Source organism: Spirosoma sp. KNUC1025, assembly GCF_045160025.1.
GTDB lineage: Bacteria > Bacteroidota > Bacteroidia > Cytophagales > Spirosomataceae > Spirosoma.
Window position 1 is genome coordinate 69,515 of the sequence record NZ_CP087139.1, and the last position, 24,124, is coordinate 93,638.

Sequence of the window (24,124 nt, forward strand, 5' to 3'; positions counted from 1 at the left end):
AAACGATGCGTTGGTTCGGACCGAATGACCCGGTTTCGTTGATGGATATTCGACAGGCGGGTTGTACAGGTGTCGTTACAGCCCTGCACCAGATTCCCGTCGGCGAATTATGGACGGTTGAGGAGATTGACAAACGAAAACAACTGGTAGAAGCAGCCAATCAAACGTATTCGCCCCTGCACTGGGCTGTGGTCGAAAGCCTGCCCGTTCACGAAGACATCAAAAAAGGCAGGCCGACCCGCACTACGTATATCGAGAACTATAAACAATCGATTCGGAACCTGGCCAGCTGTGGCATCCGAACGGTTTGTTACAACTTCATGCCGGTGCTCGACTGGTCGCGCACTAACCTTAGCTACGAAATGCCGGATGGGTCGCGGGCGCTCCGGTTCGTCTGGGAAGATTTTGCCGTTTTCGACCTGTGCATCCTGAAACGGCCCGGTGCCGAAGCCGATTATGAACCTGAAATTATTGAACTAGCCCGGCAGAAATTCAATCAGATGAGCCCGGAACAGATTCAAACGCTGTCGAATATTGTCCTGCTGGGGTTACCCGGTTCGGAAGAAGCTTTCACGCTCGATACGTTTCAGGGTTTATTGAATGAATACGCAACCATCGGCGACACGGCGCTTCGACAGAATCTCTATTATTTTATTCAGCAGGTGGCTCCGGTAGCGCAGGAAGTAGGCGTAAACCTATGCATTCACCCCGACGATCCGCCGTTTCCGTTGCTGGGACTTCCCCGTATTGTGAGCACCGAAGCCGATTTAGCGCAGTTGATGGCCGCCAGCAACGTAACAGCCAACGGCATTACGTTCTGTACGGGTTCACTCGGCATTCGTTCCGACAACGACCTGCCGGGTATGATTCAGCGATTTGGTGAACGTATTCATTTTGTTCATCTTCGGACCACCAGGCGCGAAGAAGGCGGCACGTCAATCCGGCCACACGTTTTCCACGAAGCCGATCATCTGGCAGGTGATGTGGATATGTATGCCGTGGTGAAAGCAATTGTGCTGGAACAGAAACGGCGGGAGCAAACCGGCGTTGGCGAAACAGCCATTCCGATGCGCCCCGACCACGGCCATCAGATGCTCGACGATTTGCAAAAAAAGACGTATCCCGGTTATTCTGCCATTGGCCGGTTACGTGGGCTGGCCGAACTACGAGGTTTGGAACTGGGGATTCAGCGTTCGCTGGAAGACAAAGCGTAAGCCGTACATTCCAGCCAAAATCCAAGCAAATGAACTTCCTGAAACATAACGTATTTCTACTTTTACTTTTAGTATCCGTCAGTAGCTACGCCGACGACGGCTATCGGTTATGGCTCAAATACGACCGGATTGCGGATGCAGCCAAACGAGAGACTTACGCGCGCTCGGCGCAGTTTATTGCCCTAAACGGCAGTAGCCTGATCCTGAAAACGGCAGCCGAGGAGTTACAAGCTGGTTTGCAGGGCTTGCTGGGGAAACCTATTCCAATTATCGCCAGCGCAGGCAACCAGACCGGCGGCATCCTATTGACCGTTAATAAAGCCGCAAACCCAGACGTACAGCGGCTGAACGACGAAGGGTACCAGATCACGAATCGTTCCAACATAGCCATTGCCGGCAAGACCGACGCAGGCGTTTTATACGGCGTTTTTGCCCTGTTACGTCAACTGCAAACGGCTCAACCGATAAATGGCCTGTCAATAACCAGCAGTCCCAAAATTCAGTATCGGCTGCTCAACCATTGGGATAACACAAACGGAACCATCGAACGGGGTTATGCAGGCGAATCCCTCTGGAAATGGATTGAATTGCCCGAAACCATCGACCCGCGTTATCGCGATTATGCACGCGCCAATGCATCGCTGGGGATAAATGGCACTGTTATCAACAATGTGAACGCGAGTGCCCGTTTTCTAACGGCCGAATATCTGGAAAAAGTGGCGGCACTCGCCAACGTATTCCGGTCTTATGGTATTCGCCTTTACCTGTCGGTGTATTTTCCGGCACCAAAGACCATTGGCGGGCTGAAAACCGCCGATCCGCTCGACCCGGACGTAAAAAAATGGTGGACCGACAAAGTGAAGGAGATTTACAAGGTCATTCCTGATTTTGGGGGGTTTCTGGTAAAAGCCAATTCAGAGGGCGAACCCGGCCCGCAGGATTACGGCCGCGATCATGCCGATGGTGCCAACATGCTGGCCGAAGCGTTAGCGCCTTACGATGGCATTGTTATGTGGCGGGCCTTTGTCTACAAAGCCGATCCAAAAGCCGACCGATTTAAAGCGGCTTACGAAGAGTTTAAACACCTGGACGGCAAATTCAACAGAAAAGTTATTGTGCAGGTTAAGAATGGCCCTATTGATTTTCAGCCTCGTGAGCCATTTTCTCCCCTGTTTGGCAATATGCCTAAAACTCCGCTGGCTATGGAGTTCCAGATCACGCAGGAGTACATGGGACATTCTACGAATTGGGTATACGAGGCTCCTTTATTTAAAGAATGTCTGGATTCCGATACGTATGTCAGCAGGAAGGGGTCAACTGTTGCGAACGTAGTGGATGGCAGTTTGCACAACTATCCGCTGACGGCTATTGCGGGCGTTGCCAATACGGGCGCTGACCGAAATTGGACGGGCCATCCCATGGCGCAGGCCAACTGGTATGCTTTCGGCCGACTGGCCTGGGATCACACACTATCGTCGGAGGCCATTGCCCGTGAGTGGATCAATATGACCCTCACCCAAGAGCCTAAAGCCGTAAAAACCATTACGGACCTGATGCTACGGTCGCGGGAGATTTATGTGAATTACAATACGCCCATCGGTCTGTCGCGTCCCTGGACGGGCGCTCACTTTGCACCTGAACCCTGGCAAAACCAAAGTTCACGACCCGATTGGACGGCTATTTATTACCACCGGGCGGATTCAATCGGACTGGGTTTCGACCGCACCGCATCGGGCAGTAATGCGCTGGAGCAATACCGACCCGAGGTCCGTCGGGTATGGGAAAACGCTGAAACCTGCCCCCTGCCCTACCTACTCTGGTTTCACCACGTTCCGTGGACGAAAAAACTGAGCACCGGGCGAACGCTCTGGGACGAGCTCTGTACGCGTTTTTACACTGGTGCCGATTCCGTTGGCTGGATGCAACAGCAGTGGGCACAGGTAAAACCAGCCGTAGATCCTCAACTCTTTGCCGACGTAGCCGGACGCCTACAGACGCAGCACAAAGAAGCCATCTGGTGGCGTGACTCGTGGCTGCTCTATTTCCAGCCATTTGCGCGTCAGCCCATACCGTCGCCCTTCAAAAAACCCGAGCGGACCTTAGAGGATGTGAAACGCTTGTCCGATATTTACCGCCTGCGATAAACGTAGCGCTCCCTCATGCGATTTAGATTTTTGTTGGTTATAGCTGGCTGCCTGCTCTGCGGGCATTTTGGATATGGGCAGGCAAAGCCAAAAAAAGCCCTGTTTGTTATTGTCGACGGGATTCCGGCGGATGTAATTGAAAAACAGCCGACGCCTAATCTGAAAGCCATTGCCAAAATTGGCGGCTACGCCCGAGCCTATGTTGGCGGCCAGAAGAATACGTACTCTCAAACGCCGACCATTTCGGCCGTGGGGTACAACAGTCTGCTGACGAGCACCTGGGTAAATAAACACAACGTATGGGATAATAGCATCAAAGCCCCGAACTACCATTACTGGACGATCTTCCGGTTCTTCGAAACGCAGTACCCAAACAAAAAAAGCGCTGTCTTCTCAACCTGGCTCGACAACCGAACAAAGCTGATTGGCGAAGACATGCCCGAAACCAATCACCTGCGTATCGACTATTCGTTTGATGGCCTTGAGCGCGATACGTTGCTTTTCCCGCACGATAAAGAGTCCGGATATATTCACCAGATCGACGAGAAAGTGGTTGACAATGCCGCTCGGTACGTCCGGGATGAAGGACCGGACCTGTCGTGGGTGTACCTGGAATATACCGACGACATGGGCCATAAATACGGCGATAGCGAACAATTTTATAAAGCCGTTGGCATCATGGATGCGCAGATGGGGCGTTTGTGGCAAGCCATTCAGTATCGGCAGAAAACCTACGGCGAAGACTGGCAACTATTTATTACCACCGATCATGGCCGAAGCGCCGATACGGGTAAAAACCACGGGGGTCAATCGGATCGGGAACGTAATACGTGGATTGTCACCAATGCTAACGACCTGAACAGCCAGTTCCAGAGAAATACGCCTGGCATCGTCGACATTATGCCAACGATAGCCCGACATCTGCAACTGACCATTCCTAAAGAGCAGAATTTTGAACTGGATGGTATTCCTTTGACTGGCAAGCTCTCGATTACTGAACCTGGTGTAAAAAAGGCAGGCACTAAAATTGATTTAGGTTGGAAAGCCATTGAACCCGAAGGAACCGTAAAGATATGGGTATCGACAACCAACCACTTTGAAGAAGGAAAACGCGACGACTATATTTTACTGGCCGAAGTACCTGTGAAAGCCGAAGCCGCTCAGCTCGACGTAGCAAAATTGCCCGCCGGTTTCTTCAAAATCGTCCTGGAAGCCAAATACAATCACCTGACTCGCTGGATTGTTGAAAAATAATTAACGTCTATTTAACCCGTGTCCAGGTGCGGGTTCTGCCCAGAAAACTGATGCCCATTATGTAGCCGTGGATATCCAGGTTATTGGCATCCTTAAGTATCACGTCACAGTTATAGGTCTTACCGTCTTCAGGATTATACACCTCACCCCCACCCCAAACGCGATTTCCCTGGTACGTTAAATTTTTCAATACTATCAGATTAACCAACGGGTGCTGACGCAGTTTCTCGTCGGGGTTTTCAACATCAAGTTTGGGTTTTTTGGTAGCCGGGTCATTGGGTTCGAGCATCCACACGATTTTACCGTAATACTTATCACCCTGCTTATAAATCAGAACCTGGTTTCGCTTTTTGGAACTGAGCCATTTACCCAGCACCGCGTCCGGATCATCCGCCTTAGGAGCGGCCGAGATCAGGGTTATGCATACGAAAAAGAATAAAGTAATCGAACGAAACGAACGCATAAGCAAGCCGTGCATTAGTAATTGATTAAGCCGTGGTTCTACTGTATTAACAATTTAAAGAGGCATTTGGCGAAACATCGCCGAAAAATTCTAACGAAATACAGCAGGTAGTTATTGATAGATGGGAGGGCTGTAAGTAGCTACGCTAGTTGGATGGCGTAACAACGAATTGGTTTAAATACAAATGCCGCTACGCAAAGAAGAAAATAGAATCGGCTGATTCCTTCTTTACGTAGTGGCATTTACTAAGGCCGATAATCTCATTATGCGCTCAAACTAAACTGAACATAAAGTCTGTTTTTAGCGCATGTCTTTCAACGTATTCCAGTATAAAATGGCGAAGAGAATACTAAAAAATACCCCAAACGATATGTTTAAAGCAACAAAACCAGCTAACACGACTGGCAGAATCAGGCCCACCGCAACACCCGCTACGTAAACCCAGAAACCTACGCGCTGCAATCGGAACATAAGTATGGCACCAGCGAGCGTGAGCAGCGAGTAAACAAGTTGGCCAATCGCTAGTTGTCGAATCAGGTCCGGATCGTTTGGCAGCGGCTCGTTGCCCGACGAACGATCCTCGTAGTATTGCTTGGGAGCCTCTTTTTGACCCTTTACTTTGGAGTCACTCTCTACGTAGGTCGTTTCCGAAATGGTATCCGTTTTTAATAAAGATACCGTGGCGTCTAATACGCCCCAGGCGCAGCTAAGAAAGGTGAGAATACAGAGTACAGTTAAGAATTGAGAACGCATACGTAGTGTGGGAGATACCCCACTTTATCAGGATAAAACGCGGATTGGTACCCACGCTACTGCTCAAAAAAGTTTACTTTCGCGCTACAGTTTACATTCAACGACAAAATCACAACGAAGATGACCCTACAGGAATTGACCGAGCAAATTCAGGCCAAAGTTACACATGCCGACAACATCGACGCCACTATAAAGCTTGTAACTGATCAAGGTGTCGTATATATCGACGCTACCCAGTCGCCTGTTGTGGTTTCCAACGAAGACAAACCCGCCGACTGCGATCTGCAAATAAGCATCGATAACCTGGTTAAACTGGGTAAAGGTGATCTGAATCCAATGATGGCGGTGATGACGGGCAAGCTGAAAATCAAAGGGGATATGGGCACGGCCATGAAAATGGGCCAAATCATGGGATAAAGATTTGCCAGCAAGAGTGGTCACTAAAAAACATAACCACTCTTGCTGGTACGTTTTTTTGTGGTTCTTCCCTTCGAAGCTCCTCTCACGTTTACTCCATTCGTTTGGCAGTACGTATCTGAACTGGTTTTTTTAGCATCTGCGATACGTTGGCCGGGCCAGCGGATTCTACGTCACCCTGCTGAATGCTGCGAACTACGTCCATTCCCTCAACCACGCGACCGAAAGCGGCAAAGCCCTGACCGTCGGGATTTCGTTTACCGCCAAAATCCAGTTCGGGCTGATCGTTGATGCAGATAAAAAATTCTGACGATCCACTGGAGGGCAGACCACGAGCCAGCGATAACGTACCATCGAGGTGTTTTAGCCCTGTTTTCTGCGTTGTTTCCTGAGCAATTGGCGGTAGTCTACGACTTGATTCATCGCGTAAACCGCCTTGTATAACCTCAATCTTAACGGCGCTGTTTGCCTGGTTATCGAGCCGAACAACGCGGTAGAACGTAGCACCATCATACCGTTTCTCATCGACGTACTGCAAAAAATTAGCGACCGTAACGGGCGCTTTATCGGCGTATAGTTCCAGCGTAATCGGGCCTGCTTCTGTATCAAATTGCACACGCTGAGCACTGGCCGTCGAAAAAAATACAATTAAACTCAGCAGACCATATATGTATGATTTCATGATGGGCTATGAAAAATCTGTTCCAGGATATTTTTAGATTTATTTACCTGATTTATTGAATTATTTTTATAAAATTAGGCTGCCTTTGCTGATGTAATCTACAGAAAAAGACGCTGTTATTGAGATATCAGATTGTATTGCAGCAAACCAATTAGTAGCAAATTATATTCATTCGAACGGCTTCTGGCCGTAATTTACTCATCCAAATGACTAAACCCTCTCGTCGTAAATTTCTGGAAGGTAGTGCTTTAGCTGCTGCTGGTTTCTTTATTGTGCCTCGTCATGTATTGGGGGGCAAGTCCTCAGGCGGTACGCGGATCATAGCGCCATCGGACAAACTCAACATTGCCGCCGTGGGCTGCGGTGGTAAAGCCGACGTAAACATCCGACTGTCGTATAACAATGGCTCCGACAACATGGTAGCCTTGTGTGATGTGGATGATCGGCAATCGAAAAAATACCGGGCGCAATTTCCGAACGCTCCTTATTTTCAGGATTACCGGGAAATGTTCGACAAGGCGGGGAAATCGTTCGATGCCGTCATCGTCAGTACGCCCGACCACATGCATGCGCCCATTGCCATGGCGGCTATGCAGCTCGGCAAGCATGTGTACGTTGAAAAACCGCTGACGCACGATATCTACGAAGCCCGAATGCTGACGCAGGCGGCTCAGAAGTACAAAGTTGTGACGCAGATGGGCAATCAGGGAAGTTCGGGCGATGCTACGCGTGTTATCGAAACGGCCATTCAGAAAAAAATGATTGGCCATGTTCATACCGTTTATTGCTGGACAAACCGCCCGGTATGGCCGCAGGGAGTTCGGTCGCCAAAAGACCGAGGAGAATCGCAACCCATTCCGCCCGAAGTAAACTGGCCTCTGTGGCTTGGTACGGCCCCCAACCGCGACTACCATGAAGCTTACATGCCCACCCGCTGGCGAGGTTACTGGGATTTTGGCACGGGAGCGCTGGGCGATATGGGCTGCCATTTTATGGACGTACCGTTCCGTGCCCTCAACCTTAAATACCCCACATCTGTCGAATGCAGTGTAGGCTCGGTTTATGCCGATTTCTTCAAAGAAGCCTTTTATGATGATGTATGCCCGCCCTCCTCGGCAATTCATCTTACGTTTCCCTCTGATGACAAGAAAGTTAAAGAAATCAAATTTTCATGGTTTGATGGCGGCATTCGCCCGCAGCTTCCCGAAGGCGTTGAATACGATGAGTTGTTCCGGGAAATCGACGGAGGTATTCTGTTCATTGGCACAAAAGGTATGCTAACGGGCGGTCTGTTTGGCAATAACCCCAAGCTATTACCGAGCAGTAAATTTGCCGACAACGCGTTGCCCACACCCGAAAAACCGCTGGTAGAAGGCAAAACGGAAGGTCATCAGCAACAATGGGTAAAAGCTTGCAAACAAGGCTATGGCGCTTATACGTCTTCCTCCTTCGATCAGTCGGGACCACTGACCGAAACCGTATTGATGGGCAATCTGGCAACGCGGTCGTATCTGGCTCGGGAGAATGGCAAGTTTACGGGTCGTAAAAAACTTTTGTGGGATGGCGACACCATGAAAATCACCAACTACGATTATGCCAATCAGTTTGTCAGACGGCAATACAACGGTGGCTACACACTTTAGTCATGCACCAATGTTTAGTAAAGGTGCACTAACACCTTAATCTGATTTCCGTTTATATTTGACTGACCTGGACCCGATCGCCAACGTTGGCGATCGGGTGGGAAGCTTATTTATCTGCTATGTCCACACAGATGTCGGGTGCTAATGCCCCTGTTATTATTATTGGAGGGGGAATTGCTGGTCTGACCTGCGCTGTTTATCTGAAGCAGGCGGGTATTCATGCGCTGGTGCTCGAAGCGTCGGACGCCGTGGGGGGACGCGTTCGTACCGACGTTGTCGACGGTTTTCGGTTGGATCGGGGCTTTCAGATTCTGCTGACGGCCTACCCGGAAGCCCAGCGGCTGCTTAACTATGCAGCTCTCGATCTGCGCTATTTCCGGTCGGGGGCACTCATCCGCGAACGCGACAACTGGCTTACGCTGGTCAACCCATTTCAGGAGCCACTTTCAGTCATCCAGACATTGGTATCACCGGTAGGAACCCTGGCCGATAAACTAAAGATCGCGGAACTCATCCGTCGGACACAAAGCCAGTCCATTGACGAACTATTTCGGCAGACGCCCACCACGACGCTGCAATTTTTGCGGGAGTTTGGTTTCTCCGAACAGATTATCGAGCATTTTTTCAGGCCGTTTTTTGGGGGGGTGTTTCTGGAAGATGCGCTCACTACGTCGAGTAATTTTTTTGAGTTTTGCTTTCGGATGTTTTTTACAGACGACGGGGCCGTACCTGCCCAGGGAATCGGTGCCATCGCCGATCAGCTGGATAGCAGACTGTCGCCCGATCAGGTTCGGCTCAACTGCGCTGTCGAGAAAATTGCCGACAATACGGTCCAACTGAATAATGGAGAAGTCATGACAGCCTCTACGATTGTACTGGCAGTCGATGCCACGCAGGCAGCGACCTTGCTGGACATGCCCGCTCCGCCTGAGCAAGCGTTTAATCACACAACCTGTACGTACTTTGCCGCTGCTTCAGCTCCCAAAACGCCCAGTGAAAAACTATTGCTGCTGAACACCCACCGTAGTTCGGCTGTGCATAATGTGGCCATTCTGAGTGATGTAGCCCCCGAATATGCGCCCAGTGGTCAGTCGCTTATTTCGGTCAGTACACAAGGGCTGGAGCTGGTCAACGAAACCGTACTAGTCGAACAAATTCGCCAGGAACTGACCAACTGGTTCGGCGCAGAAGTTCAGCAATGGCGTCACCTCCGAACGTATCACATTCCACAGGCTTTACCGGTCTATACCCCCGAGCAGGCAGGGCTGGATGCCATTCGTAAACCGCTACGTTTAGCCGAAAACCTGTATCAATGTGGTGATCAAATGACGTACCCCTCACTCAATGCCGCAATGCAAACCGGCCGGGAAGTAGCCGAACGGATTATCACCCGCTCATAAAAAAACTTCCCGTAAGCTTAAAGCTTACGGGAAGATGATTGGTAGTTAGAGGTTGTTTGCAAACTGAGATCTTATTGCTTATCCATAAACAGATAGCGGTCGCGGTGCTTTTCACTTTCAGCTCGTGTGTTTACATCGATCTGCATATACTGTGCCGTTTCTTTGCCTAAAGTTGGCCATTTGGGCAGGCCAGTTCCATTGGGGTTACCCGTTTTGATGAAATTGGCAAAGTAGTTCTGCATCACTTCCGAAACTTTGTAATCGTCGGGTGTCCAGGCATATACTTTATTATGTGACAGATTACCCATGGCATACTCGATTTCGGCCGAGTGAACGGCGCCCTTGGCAGGCGGCATTTTGATAGCGTTCGCATCACTCGATTTTACGACGCCACCCGCTAAACCAGGGGCAGCATCACCCATAGCGGCCGTCATGGCCGGACGTGGACGCGAATACAAATACCGATACACAGGTTTACCGCCGGTTTTGCTTTGAATATCAGCCCATTTCCAGGTGCTATAGCCAATGAAGCGGTCACTCGCCAGATCGGTAGCTACCTGTTCGACAGACTCTTCCGTAGAAGCTGAGTATAGTTTCAGGGCTTCGTCGGCACGTTCGCCGTACAGTTTTTTTACAGCACTGGTAAAATTCTCTGGTGTTGGCTGCTCTTTACCCATAATAGCCCGGTAGCCCATTTCTTCCGAGTTCCAGCCGACCAGCAGCGGTACGTGTGCCTGTTCGCCAGCCGCATACATTTCTTTGGGAGCTTTCGGGAAAAAGTAACCGTCGATTGTCGAGGTAAACCAGGGAACACCCGGTTTTGCCGTGGCTTCGAGCAGCGCTTCGGCCGACATAGCCCGGAGTTCAGCCAGCGAGTTGGCACCCGCAGTTATAGCAAATTTTTCACCCGTTTTCTCGCCCTCGGCCAGTGTTATAGGCGGCAGCGTTCCCAGCAGTGAACCGCTTTCGCCAATAGCTCCGGCAATCAGATTTTTCGATAAAGGCGACACCATTTGTGCACTCACCGAAACCGATCCGGCCGATTCCCCGGCAATTGTAACCCGCTTGGGATCGCCCCCAAACGCAGCAATATTCTGCTGAACCCAACGTAACGCTGCGCTCTGATCCAGATAACCGTAGTTGCCCGACGCGTGGTGCGGAGATTCTTTAGTCAGCTCAGGGTGCGCCATAAAACCAAATACGTTCAGACGGTAGTTGACCGTAATGGCTACAATTCCTTTTTTCGCCATGCTTTCGCCATCATAGCGCCCTTCTGAGCCATCACCCGCCACAAAACCGCCACCATAGAAATATACCAGTACAGGCAGCTTCTCATTGGCTGACTTAGCTGGTGTCCAGACGTTCAGATACAGGCAATCTTCACTCATGCCATCCGAGCGGAAACCCATGTCGCCAAAAATAGGGCGCTGCATGGCACGTGGGCCAAACTTGGTCGTTTTCCGAACACCGTCCCAATTTTTAACGGGCTGCGGCTCTTTCCAGCGCAGGTCACCAACAGGGGGCTGGGCAAACGGAATCCCTTTGAACGCGCGAATACCGCTGGCTTCAGCAACCCCCTCAACAACGCCGTTCGCCGTTTTTGCCTGCGGGGTCGATGACTGAAGATTTGATTGGGCAACAGCCAGCGGCAGTTGTACAGCCATCAGAACAGATACAAATAGGGTTTTCATGGTAATCAGTTTAAGAAAAGACAGTACTATAGATTTGGTATACAGTGCCCGGAAATCCTTACTTTCGGTCTTATTTTTTATTATTGTACCAAAGTGTGACAATAATAAAGATTTCTCTTGAAATCACCCAATTTAATTCAGCAAGGTTTTAGATTTTAATGTGATGAGCAGTGAGCAGCTTCCTATAGAGATCGACGACGAAGGCACTGGCTATTTGCCCGGTCTGGCCATCGACTGTGTGATTTTTGGTTTTCATCAGCAGCAGTTAAAGATTTTATTACTCGAATACCACAACACAAAATTGCTGGCCCTGCCGGCAGGTTTTATTCAGGAAGACGAAAACCTGGCTGATGCAGCCCGGCGTGTACTGGCCGAACGGACCGGACTTACCGACATTTTTCTGGAACAGTTCCATGTTTTTGGTGATCGAAGCCGACATGACCCGGCGCCCATGCGGGCTATTATGGAAGCGAAAGGCATGTCGGTTTCTGAACATCACTGGCTGCTACGTCGGTTTGTGTCAATTGGCTTTTATGCGCTGATTGATTTTACCAAAGCCGTTCCAATCCCCGACGTATTATCGGATAGCTGCGATTGGTACGACATGGCCGCCCTGCCGCCCCTGATACTGGATCATCAGCTGATTGTTCAGAAAGCGCTTGAAACGCTGCGGGTTGATCTGGATCGAAAACTCATTGGCTTTAGCCTGTTGGCCGAAACCTTTACCATGAATGAATTACAGCGTCTCTACGAAACGATATTGGGGCAGGAGCTACACCGATCGGGCTTTCAGCGCAAGATGCTGAGCCTGGGCATATTGGAGCGGCTGGAAAAACAATATAACGGAGGAGCTCACAAAGCCCCCTATCTCTACCGCTTTGTTTCTGATAAATAAGCCTGATTTGAGCTAGAAATCACAGATATATAAATGCTTAAATCAACATGCGTATATAGGTGCGCGTAACCGTTTGAGCAGCTTTGCGGAGAGAAGCCTGACGAACGCTACCAATTGGTAGTCAAATGGATATATAGCCACATTAAACTTAATTAAAACACGAATAAAACGTTGGCCGACAAACCAAACCATACCGACTTTGTTGTATTTTTGTTAATAAAATCTTCAACACGTTATGAAGGCGACTATACTCTCTCCAGTACTCCTGTGGCTCAGTGTAGTATTGGCTATAGCTCAGGTTAAGAAAGGACCTAACCCGTCGGTACAAGGCTTCGATGTGGCAGGTTCGGATGCGCGTGCGGTTCAAATTGCCGATGCTGTCATGTCGGCTATGGGCGGTCGGGCCGCCTGGGATGAAACGCAAATAATTGCCTGGAATTTTGATGGGATACGAAAGTTCGTCTGGGATAAATGGTCAGGGGATGTTCGTATTGATAATCTTCACGACGACCAGACCATTCTACTGAATGCGACCAACGACATGGGCCGCGTTTTTCGGAATGGCGAAGAAATTACGAATCCGGATTCAGTAGCCCGCTACGTCAGGCAGGGTAAACGTAACTGGCTCAATGACTCCTACTGGCTCCTGATGCCTTTCAAACTTAAAGACAATGGCGTTACGCTCAAATACCTCGGCGATGAACCTACGCAGGCCGGGAAACCAGCTAATGTACTTCAACTGACGTTTAAAAACGGACCGTCGGCTTCCAGTAATAAATATAAAGTATGGGTCGATAAGAAGTCCCGTCTGGTAACCCAATGGGCGTATTACCCGAAACTTATTGACAAAGAGCCGCAGTTTGTTCTTCCCTGGGACGACTATCAGCCTTACGGAAATATTCTGCTCTCAAGCGACCGGGGCAAACACGAACTAACTGATATTATGGTTTTTACGGGTCTTCCCGGTGAAGTGTTCAGCGATTTTACCCGAACGGATCTAAGTCGGTATCAATTAATCCGGTAAACGAGGGACCACTTTTCAGTTTACCACCTTCGGTCGACTTGGCATTGAAAACCCTAAACCGAACAAACTAACTCCTTAAAAACACTGTTTCCCCCTTCATGGAAGCACCTGTTTTACAAACACCCCCTTTTCAAAAAAAAGCCGTTGGCAAAACGGGCGTTTTGCTGGTTAATCTTGGCACGCCCGACAGTCCGTCTGTTCCCGATGTTCGCAAATACCTGCGCGAGTTTTTGATGGATGGTCGGGTTATTGACATCCCCCTGATTCCCCGTTCGCTCCTTGTCAACGGGTTTATTGCTCCGTTCCGGTCGCCTAAATCAGCCAAAATTTATAAACAGCTCTGGACCGATACCGGCTCTCCCCTGAAATACTACGGGCACGTAGTTGAACAGGAGCTACAAAAAGAGCTGGGCGATACGTATACCGTAAAACTGGCCATGCGCTACCAGAGCCCAACGCTGGAAGCAGGCTTGCGTGAGTTTCAGCAAATGGGGCTGACTGATATTGTAATTATTCCGCTTTTCCCGCAATACGCATCAGCATCGACGGGCTCGGTCTATCAGAAAGTGATGGAGATTGTGAAACCCTGGGAAGTAATTCCGGCAATTCGGTTCGTCAACCGGTTTCTGGAACACCCGAAATTCATTGAGGGGTTCGCCCAGACAGCTCGCAAGTATATGGCCACCTACGATTTTGATTATTTCCTGTTTAGCTATCATGGCTTACCGGAAAGTCAGATCCGAAAAGGCGACGTAACAAAATCGGTCTGTCAGCTAGGCGATTGCTGCCGTTCATATCATGCTATGAATCAGCATTGCTACCGGGCTCAATGTTTCGAAACGACGCGCCTGCTGGTCGAAGCCCTGGGGATTCCTGAAGGCAAATACATTACGTCCTTTCAATCGCGGTTGGGGAAAGACCCGTGGATCAAGCCTTATACCGATGAAGTTATCAAAGAATTACCCGCCAAAGGCATTAAGAGCGTACTGGCCTTTTCACCCGCTTTCGTAGCCGATTGCCTGGAAACGACCATCGAAGTTGGCGTCGAATACAAGGAGCTATTCGAACAGGCAGGTGGAAAACACTGGCAGCTGGTAGAAAGCCTGAACGACAGTCCGATCTGGATTGAAGCGCTGGTCGATCTGGTAAAAACGGCCTGAAAAAAGCCCGCTTCTTTTGAAAAGAAAGCGGGCTGTACGTCACGGCAGATACAGTATTGATGATGATAAAGTGCTTTAATCCAACGGGTTTATACACACTTTACGTAGTAGACGCTCTACATCTGTTCGATACATGGTCAACTGTTGTCATCAGGCAGTATTAGCCATATGAATGGTAAACGTATTTCTGGCCGCAATGTTTTAGCGCCCAGCGGACATTTATCGACTGGCTACTAACTTGGATTTTGGCGTAAATCGTTCAACTTTATTTTCAACGGGTTTGATGGTTCGGAGGTAGTCATAGATAGCGCCTAAGTCCTGATCGGTCATTTGCGAAAACATAGTCCAGGGCATCATCGTATTGAATTCGTCGTCATGTACCCCCGGCTGATTCTTGTCCGCAAAGGATCTGAATCGACTTATAAAGGCGGCTTTGGTCCAACTGCCAATCCCTGATCTGGCGGGCGTAAGGTTCATGGAACGTACCGTCCCGGTCTGTATCGGAAACTCTCTCCCGCCCGCCATATCCATACCGGGCAATGCATTTCCCTGGCCATCAACGGGTGTATGACAGATCGTGCAGGCGGCAAACGTCATAACGTATTTACCATAGGCGACCCGATCCGTTGTGTCAGGACGGTGACCTGGTTCACGTTTGGCGGGTATGGTATTGATGATAAAATTTATCGGAAAGTCCAGCTCGGCAGGCGGAATCTCGTTTTCGATAGGTTCTAGTGTTCGCAGGTAAGCAATAATATCGCGGATGTCACCAGGGTCCATCTGTGCATAATTCTGGTAGGGCATTACCGGAAACAGGGCTCGTCCGTCCCGGTTCACACCGGTGGTGATGGCGCGGTAAATTTCTCCATCCGTCCAACTGCCCAGATGAGAGGGCGTCAGATTGGGGGCGTAGTAGTTGCCGGGAAATCCAAATTCACGAGAGAATTTTTCGCCACCTTTTCCTTCGGTACCCGGAACCAGCGGTCCGGTCAATTTTGAGAAGTCGCGAGTCGAATGACAGTCAATACAGGACGCTACGCTGTTGGCCAGATACCGACCGTGTTCAATTTGTTCTGCCGTTGCTTTAATGGTCATCTCTGGCGCTGGGCCCACGTTGGGCAAGGCCAGCTTCACATAGGCTAGTCCGACAGCCAGTATCAGAACCAGGGCAACCACGATGCCTAGTGCAATTTTACCAATTCGTTTTTTCATCGGATTTAGGTAGTAGAAAAGAGGTTTGTACAAGTTTACATAAATCACTAAATACCTGACAAAAAAGTGTTTAAACGGTGCGTTAGACAAAATGAACGCAAAAAGCCCGTCATCTTTCTAGCAAAAGATGACGGGCTCTACTATAGTTAAATGCTCGTTGACGAGCTAAAGTGCTTTACGTTTTCTGGTGAAACAGCTACCGTTTTAGAGTAGCGTAATGAGGCCTTTAATAACCGAAGCCAGGCGAATGGCATCGAATACGCGAGCTTCACTGGCGCCATGTTTCAATACGCTCTCTTCGTGCGACCGCACGCAAAGTTCGCAGCCATTGACAGCCGAAACGGCCAGACTCATCAATTCGAAAAACTCTTTACCCAGCACTGGATTCATCATGATGCTCATGCGAATACCCGGCTGTGTTTGCTGATAATATTCTTTGCTGACAAAGTGCCGGAACCGGTAGAACACATTATTCGTGCTCAGCAGCGACGTACAGGCTATCGTCTCCGAAATTTCAGCGTCGGTAGCGCCTTCCTGCTTAGCAACAGCCGTCAGTGAATCAATCAGTGGTTGATATTTTTCATTCACGGCTACTGAAAGAGCCAACAGCAACGCTTCTTTTTTCGTCAGGTTCTGGCTGCTGTTCAGTACGTTACCTACATTGATTTTCAGATCGCGCAGGTACCGACTCTCGGTTTGCGCCAACGTATCCAGTACAGGATGCTCACCTTCTGCACTAAGCCCTACCAGATTCAGCAGCGACGTAACGGTTTCGTTTTGCGTAGTTGTCATAATTGAATGTTGAGTGATTGAATTGTTGAATGATTGAATGATTGAATGATGAAAGCGTATGGTTTATTCTATCATTCAATCACTCAGCAATTCAATCATTGATTAAGCCGCTAGCGTAGCTTCGCCTTTGGTCCAGTTGCAGGGGCAAAGTTCGTCGGTTTGCAGGGCGTCCAGCACGCGAATTACTTCGTTTACGTTACGGCCAACTGACAGATCGTTGACACTAACCCAACGAACAATACCTTGTGGATCAACGATATAAGTTACGCGGTAAGCTACTTTCTCGTTAGCCTCCAGAATACCCAGATCTTCAGCCAGCGACTTCGACGTATCGGCCAGCATCGGGAACTTCAGCCCGCGCAGATCGTCATGGTTTTTACGCCAGGCCAGGTGAACGAACTCGCTGTCGGTCGAAGCGCCAATCACCATCGTATCGCGGTCCTGGAAATCTTCAAACTTCTTGTTGAATTCAGCAATTTCAGTTGGGCATACGAACGTAAAATCTTTTGGCCACCAGAACATGACCAGCCACTGACCCGCATTTTTGTGATCTTCAGATGTGATTTCGTAGAACTCCTTGTCTTTGTCGAGCGAAACAACCGCTAATTTCTTAAATTCAGGAAATTCTGAACCAACGGAAACAATATGATTTTTCATAGAATTATTGGAGGTTGTATAGACCATTACGTATTAATGAAGTGCAAATTACGAAAGCAATACGTAGGCGGAGTATGATTTTTATCAATAGACTTATAAACAAAAACTATTAATTATCAGCCTTTATAATGATTATCAATCATATAGCACAACAAACTTCAGGAAAGTACGCGTTGGGGTCTTAAAAGAATAATTCTATTCATTCAAATAATCATAATTATAACTTTAACGGTATAAATAAAAAATCCCGGCCAGCAACTTTGCAGACCGGGATTCGATAAATAATCACGTAGTACGCTATTAAGCAGCCATTTGCAGATAAGGTTCCTGATCGGAGTCAGGGGTTTGCAGCATGGGCGCAATAATGGTGTTCATCCGCTCACGCACAAAGCTCTCCTGCAAATAAGAAGGCAGTTTGGCTACCAATTGACGGTACGCCTGAATGCCAAGTGCTTTAGCAATATATGCTTCATGCACGGCATTGACATGAGCTACAATATTGACCAGACTCTGATGGAATAACTTCACATCGATCTCTGAATCAACAAAACGTTCAATTTCACGGTTCGTCGACGAAATCCGCAGGCGGCTCAGCATGTCAAAGTAGGTTGTGTAGCCAATCTGCTTGGCCAGCTGCTTATACTGCTCTACGCTGAATTTCTGTAGAATCTCGCCTGTTTTTGGGCTACGCAGCGCCGTTTTGGGGTTCGTCTGAATAGCGTTACGTAACGCACGCACGCGCTGATCGCGCGTGGTTTTCAGAAACTGCGCCAACTCCGCCTGAACCGAGCCTTCCCGCGAAGGAAGCATCAGCTCCGTTTTGGTAGCCACGGTAAACCGACGCGCCATGGGCAGCCGCTGAATGCGGTAGTTATTGATTGGGCCAAGGGCATAATAGCCAATAGAAGCCGGATAATAGCCCCGCACAACCATGTTCCCAATCCGCTTACGAATCAGTTCTTCATTACTAACATTTACGCCCTGCACGGCCAGAAAAGCCCGGGCGCTAAACAAGGCGCTGTAATAGGCTTGCGGAAAGGTCCAGTGCAACGAACTCTGCAGATACTGCTCATCGTTGACAACGGGCGTAATCCGAAGCGCATATTCGGCACTCCAGCTGTTCAGCAATAACTTCTCCAACGCTTTGCGGCTCTCGTCGGTCGCACGACCATAGAACTGCTGAAAGATTGGAAATTTGGCTAGGTCAAAGAGGTCATTCTGATGCTGGATGTGATAATCCATAGCAAAAAAATGATTCAGAAACACCTGCGCCGGAATAGACTTCCGCCAGTTGTCGTCGAGCGGCACATTGCCCGTTGTGGTAGGGGCAACAGGTGCCTGAGCGTTCGGGGAATGCATCGTCACGTTGGTTATCTGTGTCATAATTTATTAACGAAAAAGCTTCTTTTTGCGTTCAATTTCTGTACAGTATTTTTAGTATATAACCTATTGATTATCAAGGTTTTGTGATGAATTTTTAGTGACTCAAAAAGGCACTTAAGTTACCTTAAAAATGGCTCTGTGGTTACCTTTGTTTTTGAGGATTTCAACGTACTTTTAGGGCACTCTTTTACGTTGCTCTTACAGTATGAATTGGAAAAAAAATGTAGTCCTTATTGGCGTATTACTCATAATCCGATTAACTCCGTCGATTAGTCAGGTACAACCCCAGCAACGCTTTACGCCGGTCGATCGAACATCCAGTGTAGTATCTGTAGAAGGAAATGTACAGGATGCTGCAACGAAAAAACCGGTTGTTGCGGCTACGGTGATCGCTAAAAATCAGGATGGTAAGATCAGGGCTCAGCAGCTAACCAGCGCCGATGGCAGTTTCCTACTCAAAGTTGATCGAAATCAGACCTATAATCTGATCGTTCAGGCCAATGGCTACGATGCGCATGATAAGTTATTGTCATTTACATCAGCTAACACAGATCGAGTGTATGGAATAATTGTGCCCTTGTATCAAACCGGTACAAAGCCCGCCAGCACGACGACAGCGACTGCCGGCCCTATCCACCAGACTACCTCAGGTGTTACGTCTGTTACGTCGACGGAAGTGAATTTACCTACTGCTACAGTCAGCGCTCCGTCTTCGCCCGGTAGTCGTGCTGATGTGGCTAATGCCCGTGTAGCGCCCCCCAAAACGCTCGACGCTAAAGTTGTGTATACGCCCCCGCTTGTGGTGGCTCCTGTGGGTAAAACGACCCAGCTGAGAGCGATTCAATTTGTTCAGAGCAAAGCCGAACTCCTGCCCGACGCCATGCCTGCCCTGGAACAGCTTCTGGCGTTTATGCAGAGCAAACCTACCGCCGAAATTGAGCTGTCAGGGCATACCGATAATCAGGGCGATTTTGATCAGAATCTGCGACTTTCGAAAGAACGTGTAGATGTAGTGAAAGCCTATCTGGTACAGAACGGCATTGTAGCCAGCCGCATTACTACGCGTGGCTACGGCCCGACGCGCCCGATTGCCAGTAACAATTCAGAAACGACTCGTAAACTCAACCGTCGCGTAGAAATGATTGTGGTGAAAGAGTAAGGGGTTCATAACCAACAATACGTCAATAGCTGGAGTTAAAGAAAAGAATGGCTGAAACCAGATAGCCATTGAGCATTTTCGATACAACTCAACGTAGTTATGACTCAGCAACGACAACCTGAAAATCAGCTAGAAACCGAAGTAATCGGTGATGATCTTAGTGAAAATACAACCCTTGACGTAATTATCAGTCCCCTCGGCTATATCACAGAATTGTCAGATACCGTCGACTCGATGGATGGCATAACAACCGAAGTCATTGACATTATCAACGAAGCCGATGGCACAAATATCGAACTGACTATCATAGACGAGCCTACGGAGCAACCGCATATTCATCAGGTTGACCGGTTTGTCGAAATAAAAGGCATCGGCCCTAAAGTAGCCGAACTGTTAATTCAGGCGGGTATCCGGCAATTTTCCGAACTCGCCGAAACACCCGTGGAGCGTATCCGTGAACTACTTTCGGCGGCAGGTTCCCACTACCGTATTTACGATCCGGCAACCTGGCCTGAGCAGGCTAAGCAGTTAGCTGATAGCAAACCGAAACCCCTTAACGCATCGACGACAAACTCATTTCGCTGACGCTTTCCGCCCCAGCCACAACCCGCCAATAACCAGTGCTGTACCCACAACCGTATAGATGGTAATGGGCTCGCCCATCAGCAAATACGAATACGCAAAGCCGAAAATCGGGCAGAGAAACAACCAGAGAGACGCCCGAATGGCATCCTGCCGGACAAGATAAAACCACAGTTGTAGGGCCGCTATGGACACGGGCACAATCAGCCAGATGACCGACGCCCAGAACCGGATATCGTAGTGAGACGCACTGAAGTCGGCCGTGAGCAGTGTAAAGGGCGTCAGCAACAAACCACCCAGAAATACCTGCCAGCCATTGATAACCAGACTTGGCAGGCGCCACTCGATGCTGGCGTAGTAGACCGTAGCGGCCGACACAGAAATCATGCCCACCAGCAGAATCAGCAGTCCGCTAAGCGTTGCATAGCTATTCTGTAGCAGTGGATACGTAGCGATGCCTACCCCAAAAAGCCCGAGCAGTAGCCCGCCTATTTCGTTCCAGCTCGGTCTCCGGCGGAGCCACAGCGCCGATAGCATAGCGATAAAGAGTGGGTTCGTGGCCGTCGATAAGCTGCCAATACCTGCCGACACTTCTTTCAGAGCCAGTACAAAAGCGCCCAGATAAATCGTCGTATTGAGCAGGGCGAAAATGGTTAGTTGCCGCCATTCGATAGCCGTAGGCCAGGGATTTTTTGAACGCTGTATGCCATACGCAAACAGAAGCATACCACTTCCCGCAATGAAAAACCGGACATTGGCCAGAATCAGCGGATGCACCGATTGTACACCAAATTTGGTAGCGACAGACGCAGACGCCCACAAGGCCGCAAACAGAAGACCAGGGAGGAGTTGATACATAGTTATTCTCCCCGAATTATTCGGGTCTTGTGCCCTGTAAGAACAGTGAATGCAGCAATCAGGTTTTCACCCTGCTCACTAAATAAGTCAAGAATTAAAACTGCTTTTTCCGCAGGCTTAAGGCCTTCTAGCCGGAAGAAAACTACACCCCGATGAGGTAATCCGAATTTATAAAGCAACTCCCCAAAATCTTTGTCAGCTGTTAGTAAGATCGCATTGATACGTACTGCTTTCACCAGTATATTCTCATCGATAATGCCAAAGTCGTCTTCCGCAATGGATAAGACCTCAAAGCCATTGTCTCGGCGAAGATAAATTATGGGAAAATCCACATGTTCATCAGCCAGTATTTTCATTAGGCGGCTACACGCTTAATCATCAAGTTCATGATTAAGCGTGTAAGCTGCGTACCGCAAACAGGCTAGTATTCCCTCACGAGTTAAGTGCGGATAAGCCTCCAGTATGTCATCAATTGTTTCGCCATAACTCATTCGGTCTACAACTAGCTCCATGGTAAAACGGGTGCCTTTAATAGTGGGCTTCCCCATCATAATACGTGGGTCCGAAACAATATGATCACGCCAATGAATTGCATTCATAGCATTTTCGTTTTTCGGCAAATATACGGCTAAAACCCAATCCTGCCCTTTCGGGTGTTGGGCTTCTGGTCGGCGGCCCAGTCGCGCATCTCAGCGAGTTCTTTCTCAAAACCACCCGACAGAATCGGAAAGCGGCACCATGAGCGCGGATCGAGGTTGTGGTCGTCGAGGTGAAACGAGGGGGCGTAGCGTTCGCGTTTCCACTGGTTGCGGCTCCAGAGTTTAAAGAACCGCTCAACCCAAACCAGCAATCGATCCCGGTCGTATTGACCAGCATAACGAACTTCTACCTGTTTCAACACCTCAACGGGTGGCTGTTTGTCGCGGATGGCGGCTTCTTCTATGGAGTTCAGTACGTCGTAGGGCATCAAATCGTCTTCGTCGGTCTGCTTTTTGTCCAACGGGCGAAGTTCGGCGGTGGGTTGCAGGTTATTCACGGCACGTAGTCCTTTCACTTTGATGAGCTGATCCGACTCCGTTGCATCGGTAACAGCGCCCGTCCGGTCGGCGGGTGTCCATTCGTTTTTCACGTTCAGGCCAACCGTTTCGAGCCAGCGAAGCCAGCCCCGCAGAAAATGTTTGTCGATGCCGGTTATGGGCGAAATACTACCGGCGGTGTCGCCATCCATCGTTGCGTATCCCACCGCGGCTTCCGACCGGTTCGACGTACTTAGCAAAAGGGCATTATTGATATTCGCCATCATCCAGATACCCGGAGCCCGCACCCGCGCCTGAATGTTCTGAAGTGCCAGGTCGTCCGTATCCCAGGAGAGCTGACGGCCAAGTTGTTCTTCGATCAGGCTGCGGTAGGTTTCGACCAGCCCGTTTATGTTGATATTCAGGAACGTAGCGCCAATATCATCGGCCAGCGTTTTCGCCGAATTGAACGTATCGTCCGATGAATTTTCGGTTCCCTGATACATGACGGTCAATAGCTTACCCGTCATTTCTTCGGGCGTTTTGCAGGTCTGAAGTACCTTGATATAACTTAGCTTTTTCTTCACACCTTCGATGCCAATGTTCTCAACGGCCATCCGAATCATCAGAAATACCAGTGCGGCAATAGCCGATGAGTCGGCCCCACCGCTCAATGACAATACGTAACCCTGCGAGCGACTTTTACGGAGGTAATCGAACAAACCAAGAGCAACGGCCCGCGCAAATTCTTCTTCTTTCAGATACCCACCCCGTTCCCAGGCTTCGAGTTCCGCTTTCTGAACAACAGGCGCAATATCCGGCCAGTCGAAGCGATCGGACACGCGCAGATTCGGGTACGACAGCGCGAGATTGGCGCGGTTCTGGGTCTGGTTCAGGCGGGTTAATTCAACATCCACCACCGCCGGGACGATCAGAAAATCTTCGTAGCTCAGCCGCGCTCCCGACACCAGCAGTTCACCATTAGACGCCACCATCGCATCGCCGTCGTAAATCATTCGCCCCGCTTCGTTGCCCAGCAGGTTGGCATATACGTAACTCACTCCAAACGCCCGCGACGCATCAACCACAAACCGCTCCCGTACCTGCGATTTCAGGAACGCGAAGTGGCTGGCGGTCGGGTTCAACAGAATATCAACGCCCCGTTCGTACAGAATTCGGCCGGGACGGCTGGCAACCCACGCATCTTCGCAAATCTCGAAGCCAATCCGTACACCCGACAAATCGAACACGATATCACCAAAGGGATACATGAAATCGCCGATTTTTATCTCGTCGCGCACGTAGGGGGGCCAGGGCTGAAACCAGCGGGTTTCGTAATGGACACCATTATTGGCCATAAACTGCTTGGCCACAAAGCCCAGAATCCGCTTGTTGGCAATCAGACAGGCCGTATCGAACGTGCGGTTGTTATGACGCAATGGCAGCCCCACAGCAACCGCAATGCCACTGGTATGTTCTACAATATCCAGCAGGGAAGCAATGGACTGATCGATGGTATTCTGAGCAAAAAAAGCATCTTCGCAGCCGTAGCCCGAAATACAAAGTTCGGTCAGGCAAAGCAGGCTTACGTTCTGGCGCCGCGCTTCTTCAATCGCATTGATAATATTTTGTTTGTTGTGTTCCCACGCAAGCGGGGTTTGATTTAGCACACCAGCGGCAATTTTCAGGAGCTTCATGTATTTCTAATGAGTGAATGAGCGGATG

At 49.4% G+C, this 24,124-nt stretch carries 23 protein-coding genes; 11 read left to right on the top strand and 12 right to left on the bottom strand.

The window, feature by feature from the left end; translation table 11 throughout:
• Positions 1-5: 5 nt before the first annotated feature.
• The 3 genes from uxuA to LN737_RS00300 are packed head-to-tail and all read left to right on the top strand — an operon-like array spanning position 6 to position 4,612.
• Entirely contained in the window at positions 6-1,214 is a 1,209-nt protein-coding gene (gene uxuA / locus LN737_RS00290; RefSeq protein WP_405515174.1) for a mannonate dehydratase, read from the top strand.
• 29 nt (positions 1,215-1,243) lie between these two features.
• Positions 1,244-3,358, top strand: a complete 2,115-nt coding sequence (locus LN737_RS00295) for an alpha-glucuronidase family glycosyl hydrolase (protein ID WP_405515176.1) — start codon at positions 1,244-1,246, stop codon at positions 3,356-3,358.
• A 15-nt stretch (positions 3,359-3,373) separates the two neighbouring features.
• Entirely contained in the window at positions 3,374-4,612 is a 1,239-nt protein-coding gene (locus LN737_RS00300) for an alkaline phosphatase family protein (RefSeq protein WP_405515178.1), read from the top strand.
• Positions 4,613-4,619: 7 nt separating this feature from the next.
• Here the strand turns inward: LN737_RS00300 and LN737_RS00305 are convergent, their stop codons facing one another.
• Positions 4,620-5,075, bottom strand: coding sequence for a DUF2147 domain-containing protein (locus LN737_RS00305; RefSeq protein ID WP_405515182.1), 456 nt, complete (start codon positions 5,073-5,075; stop codon positions 4,620-4,622).
• Between the two features lie 300 nt (positions 5,076-5,375).
• On the bottom strand, positions 5,376-5,828 hold the full coding sequence (locus LN737_RS00310; RefSeq protein ID WP_405515184.1) for a hypothetical protein: 453 nt from the start codon (positions 5,826-5,828) through the stop codon (positions 5,376-5,378).
• A 120-nt stretch (positions 5,829-5,948) separates the two neighbouring features.
• Here LN737_RS00310 and LN737_RS00315 point away from each other — a divergent pair, with 120 nt between their 5' ends.
• A complete protein-coding gene (locus LN737_RS00315; protein ID WP_405515186.1) occupies positions 5,949-6,245 on the top strand; it encodes an SCP2 sterol-binding domain-containing protein in 297 nt (98 codons plus the stop codon).
• Between the two features lie 91 nt (positions 6,246-6,336).
• On the opposite strand, the gene LN737_RS00320 is transcribed toward LN737_RS00315, so the two are convergent.
• Positions 6,337-6,927, bottom strand: coding sequence for a peptidylprolyl isomerase (locus tag LN737_RS00320; RefSeq protein WP_405515187.1), 591 nt, complete (start codon positions 6,925-6,927; stop codon positions 6,337-6,339).
• Between the two features lie 206 nt (positions 6,928-7,133).
• Here LN737_RS00320 and LN737_RS00325 point away from each other — a divergent pair, with 206 nt between their 5' ends.
• Positions 7,134-8,570, top strand: a complete 1,437-nt coding sequence (locus LN737_RS00325; protein WP_405515188.1) for a Gfo/Idh/MocA family protein — start codon at positions 7,134-7,136, stop codon at positions 8,568-8,570.
• A 119-nt stretch (positions 8,571-8,689) separates the two neighbouring features.
• The gene (locus LN737_RS00330) at positions 8,690-9,970 is read left to right on the top strand and encodes an NAD(P)/FAD-dependent oxidoreductase (protein ID WP_405515189.1); all 1,281 of its coding nucleotides are present in this window, start codon (positions 8,690-8,692) and stop codon (positions 9,968-9,970) included.
• A 71-nt stretch (positions 9,971-10,041) separates the two neighbouring features.
• Here the strand turns inward: LN737_RS00330 and LN737_RS00335 are convergent, their stop codons facing one another.
• Positions 10,042-11,661, bottom strand: coding sequence for a carboxylesterase/lipase family protein (locus LN737_RS00335; protein ID WP_405515190.1), 1,620 nt, complete (start codon positions 11,659-11,661; stop codon positions 10,042-10,044).
• Between the two features lie 163 nt (positions 11,662-11,824).
• Here LN737_RS00335 and LN737_RS00340 point away from each other — a divergent pair, with 163 nt between their 5' ends.
• The 3 genes from LN737_RS00340 (at position 11,825) to hemH (ending at position 14,740) form a co-directional block, all read left to right on the top strand.
• Complete coding sequence (locus LN737_RS00340; protein WP_405515192.1) at positions 11,825-12,556, top strand: NrtR DNA-binding winged helix domain-containing protein; 732 nt, start codon at positions 11,825-11,827, stop codon at positions 12,554-12,556.
• 235 nt (positions 12,557-12,791) lie between these two features.
• Positions 12,792-13,580, top strand: a complete 789-nt coding sequence (locus LN737_RS00345) for a hypothetical protein (RefSeq protein ID WP_405515194.1) — start codon at positions 12,792-12,794, stop codon at positions 13,578-13,580.
• A gap of 98 nt (positions 13,581-13,678) precedes the next feature.
• Positions 13,679-14,740: a ferrochelatase gene (gene hemH, locus LN737_RS00350; RefSeq protein WP_405515196.1), complete on the top strand. Its 1,062-nt coding sequence runs from the start codon at positions 13,679-13,681 to the stop codon at positions 14,738-14,740.
• A gap of 219 nt (positions 14,741-14,959) precedes the next feature.
• Here the strand turns inward: hemH and LN737_RS00355 are convergent, their stop codons facing one another.
• From LN737_RS00355 to LN737_RS00370, 4 genes are all read right to left on the bottom strand, one after another.
• Positions 14,960-15,952, bottom strand: a complete 993-nt coding sequence (locus LN737_RS00355) for a cytochrome c (RefSeq protein WP_405515198.1) — start codon at positions 15,950-15,952, stop codon at positions 14,960-14,962.
• Between the two features lie 204 nt (positions 15,953-16,156).
• Positions 16,157-16,744, bottom strand: coding sequence for a carboxymuconolactone decarboxylase family protein (locus LN737_RS00360; RefSeq protein WP_405515200.1), 588 nt, complete (start codon positions 16,742-16,744; stop codon positions 16,157-16,159).
• 102 nt (positions 16,745-16,846) lie between these two features.
• On the bottom strand, positions 16,847-17,401 hold the full coding sequence (locus LN737_RS00365) for a peroxiredoxin (protein ID WP_405515202.1): 555 nt from the start codon (positions 17,399-17,401) through the stop codon (positions 16,847-16,849).
• Positions 17,402-17,701: 300 nt separating this feature from the next.
• Positions 17,702-18,760 carry a hypothetical protein gene (locus LN737_RS00370; protein WP_405515204.1) on the bottom strand — a complete coding sequence of 353 codons (1,059 nt, stop codon included), beginning with the start codon at positions 18,758-18,760 and terminating at the stop codon, positions 17,702-17,704.
• A gap of 229 nt (positions 18,761-18,989) precedes the next feature.
• Here LN737_RS00370 and LN737_RS00375 point away from each other — a divergent pair, with 229 nt between their 5' ends.
• Positions 18,990-19,943 carry an OmpA family protein gene (locus LN737_RS00375; RefSeq protein WP_405515206.1) on the top strand — a complete coding sequence of 318 codons (954 nt, stop codon included), beginning with the start codon at positions 18,990-18,992 and terminating at the stop codon, positions 19,941-19,943.
• 99 nt (positions 19,944-20,042) lie between these two features.
• Complete coding sequence (locus LN737_RS00380; protein WP_405515208.1) at positions 20,043-20,528, top strand: helix-hairpin-helix domain-containing protein; 486 nt, start codon at positions 20,043-20,045, stop codon at positions 20,526-20,528.
• On the opposite strand, the gene LN737_RS00385 is transcribed toward LN737_RS00380, so the two are convergent.
• The 4 genes from LN737_RS00385 to nadE are packed head-to-tail and all read right to left on the bottom strand — an operon-like array spanning position 20,517 to position 24,096.
• On the bottom strand, positions 20,517-21,383 hold the full coding sequence (locus LN737_RS00385) for a DMT family transporter (protein ID WP_405515210.1): 867 nt from the start codon (positions 21,381-21,383) through the stop codon (positions 20,517-20,519). The two genes, LN737_RS00380 and LN737_RS00385, sit on opposite strands and share 12 nt — an antisense overlap.
• A gap of 2 nt (positions 21,384-21,385) precedes the next feature.
• On the bottom strand, positions 21,386-21,739 hold the full coding sequence (locus LN737_RS00390; protein ID WP_405515212.1) for a DUF5615 family PIN-like protein: 354 nt from the start codon (positions 21,737-21,739) through the stop codon (positions 21,386-21,388).
• A gap of 15 nt (positions 21,740-21,754) precedes the next feature.
• Positions 21,755-21,982: a DUF433 domain-containing protein gene (locus LN737_RS00395; protein WP_405515214.1), complete on the bottom strand. Its 228-nt coding sequence runs from the start codon at positions 21,980-21,982 to the stop codon at positions 21,755-21,757.
• A gap of 29 nt (positions 21,983-22,011) precedes the next feature.
• Complete coding sequence (gene nadE / locus LN737_RS00400; protein WP_405515216.1) at positions 22,012-24,096, bottom strand: NAD(+) synthase; 2,085 nt, start codon at positions 24,094-24,096, stop codon at positions 22,012-22,014.
• Positions 24,097-24,124 lie beyond the last annotated feature (28 nt).

What these genes read in the sequence shown, in the direction of transcription:
- uxuA (WP_405515174.1), top strand. Translation starts at nt 6, where the DNA reads ATGCGTTGGTTCGGACCGAATGACCCGGTTTCGTTGATGGATATTCGA.
- LN737_RS00295 (WP_405515176.1), top strand. Translation starts at nt 1,244, where the DNA reads ATGAACTTCCTGAAACATAACGTATTTCTACTTTTACTTTTAGTATCC.
- LN737_RS00300 (WP_405515178.1), top strand. Translation starts at nt 3,374, where the DNA reads ATGCGATTTAGATTTTTGTTGGTTATAGCTGGCTGCCTGCTCTGCGGG.
- LN737_RS00305 (WP_405515182.1), bottom strand. Translation starts at nt 5,075, where the DNA reads ATGCGTTCGTTTCGTTCGATTACTTTATTCTTTTTCGTATGCATAACC.
- LN737_RS00310 (WP_405515184.1), bottom strand. Translation starts at nt 5,828, where the DNA reads ATGCGTTCTCAATTCTTAACTGTACTCTGTATTCTCACCTTTCTTAGC.
- LN737_RS00315 (WP_405515186.1), top strand. Translation starts at nt 5,949, where the DNA reads ATGACCCTACAGGAATTGACCGAGCAAATTCAGGCCAAAGTTACACAT.
- LN737_RS00320 (WP_405515187.1), bottom strand. Translation starts at nt 6,927, where the DNA reads ATGAAATCATACATATATGGTCTGCTGAGTTTAATTGTATTTTTTTCG.
- LN737_RS00325 (WP_405515188.1), top strand. Translation starts at nt 7,134, where the DNA reads ATGACTAAACCCTCTCGTCGTAAATTTCTGGAAGGTAGTGCTTTAGCT.
- LN737_RS00330 (WP_405515189.1), top strand. Translation starts at nt 8,690, where the DNA reads ATGTCCACACAGATGTCGGGTGCTAATGCCCCTGTTATTATTATTGGA.
- LN737_RS00335 (WP_405515190.1), bottom strand. Translation starts at nt 11,661, where the DNA reads ATGAAAACCCTATTTGTATCTGTTCTGATGGCTGTACAACTGCCGCTG.
- LN737_RS00340 (WP_405515192.1), top strand. Translation starts at nt 11,825, where the DNA reads ATGAGCAGTGAGCAGCTTCCTATAGAGATCGACGACGAAGGCACTGGC.
- LN737_RS00345 (WP_405515194.1), top strand. Translation starts at nt 12,792, where the DNA reads ATGAAGGCGACTATACTCTCTCCAGTACTCCTGTGGCTCAGTGTAGTA.
- hemH (WP_405515196.1), top strand. Translation starts at nt 13,679, where the DNA reads ATGGAAGCACCTGTTTTACAAACACCCCCTTTTCAAAAAAAAGCCGTT.
- LN737_RS00355 (WP_405515198.1), bottom strand. Translation starts at nt 15,952, where the DNA reads ATGAAAAAACGAATTGGTAAAATTGCACTAGGCATCGTGGTTGCCCTG.
- LN737_RS00360 (WP_405515200.1), bottom strand. Translation starts at nt 16,744, where the DNA reads ATGACAACTACGCAAAACGAAACCGTTACGTCGCTGCTGAATCTGGTA.
- LN737_RS00365 (WP_405515202.1), bottom strand. Translation starts at nt 17,401, where the DNA reads ATGAAAAATCATATTGTTTCCGTTGGTTCAGAATTTCCTGAATTTAAG.
- LN737_RS00370 (WP_405515204.1), bottom strand. Translation starts at nt 18,760, where the DNA reads ATGCATTCCCCGAACGCTCAGGCACCTGTTGCCCCTACCACAACGGGC.
- LN737_RS00375 (WP_405515206.1), top strand. Translation starts at nt 18,990, where the DNA reads ATGAATTGGAAAAAAAATGTAGTCCTTATTGGCGTATTACTCATAATC.
- LN737_RS00380 (WP_405515208.1), top strand. Translation starts at nt 20,043, where the DNA reads ATGACTCAGCAACGACAACCTGAAAATCAGCTAGAAACCGAAGTAATC.
- LN737_RS00385 (WP_405515210.1), bottom strand. Translation starts at nt 21,383, where the DNA reads ATGTATCAACTCCTCCCTGGTCTTCTGTTTGCGGCCTTGTGGGCGTCT.
- LN737_RS00390 (WP_405515212.1), bottom strand. Translation starts at nt 21,739, where the DNA reads ATGAAAATACTGGCTGATGAACATGTGGATTTTCCCATAATTTATCTT.
- LN737_RS00395 (WP_405515214.1), bottom strand. Translation starts at nt 21,982, where the DNA reads ATGAATGCAATTCATTGGCGTGATCATATTGTTTCGGACCCACGTATT.
- nadE (WP_405515216.1), bottom strand. Translation starts at nt 24,096, where the DNA reads ATGAAGCTCCTGAAAATTGCCGCTGGTGTGCTAAATCAAACCCCGCTT.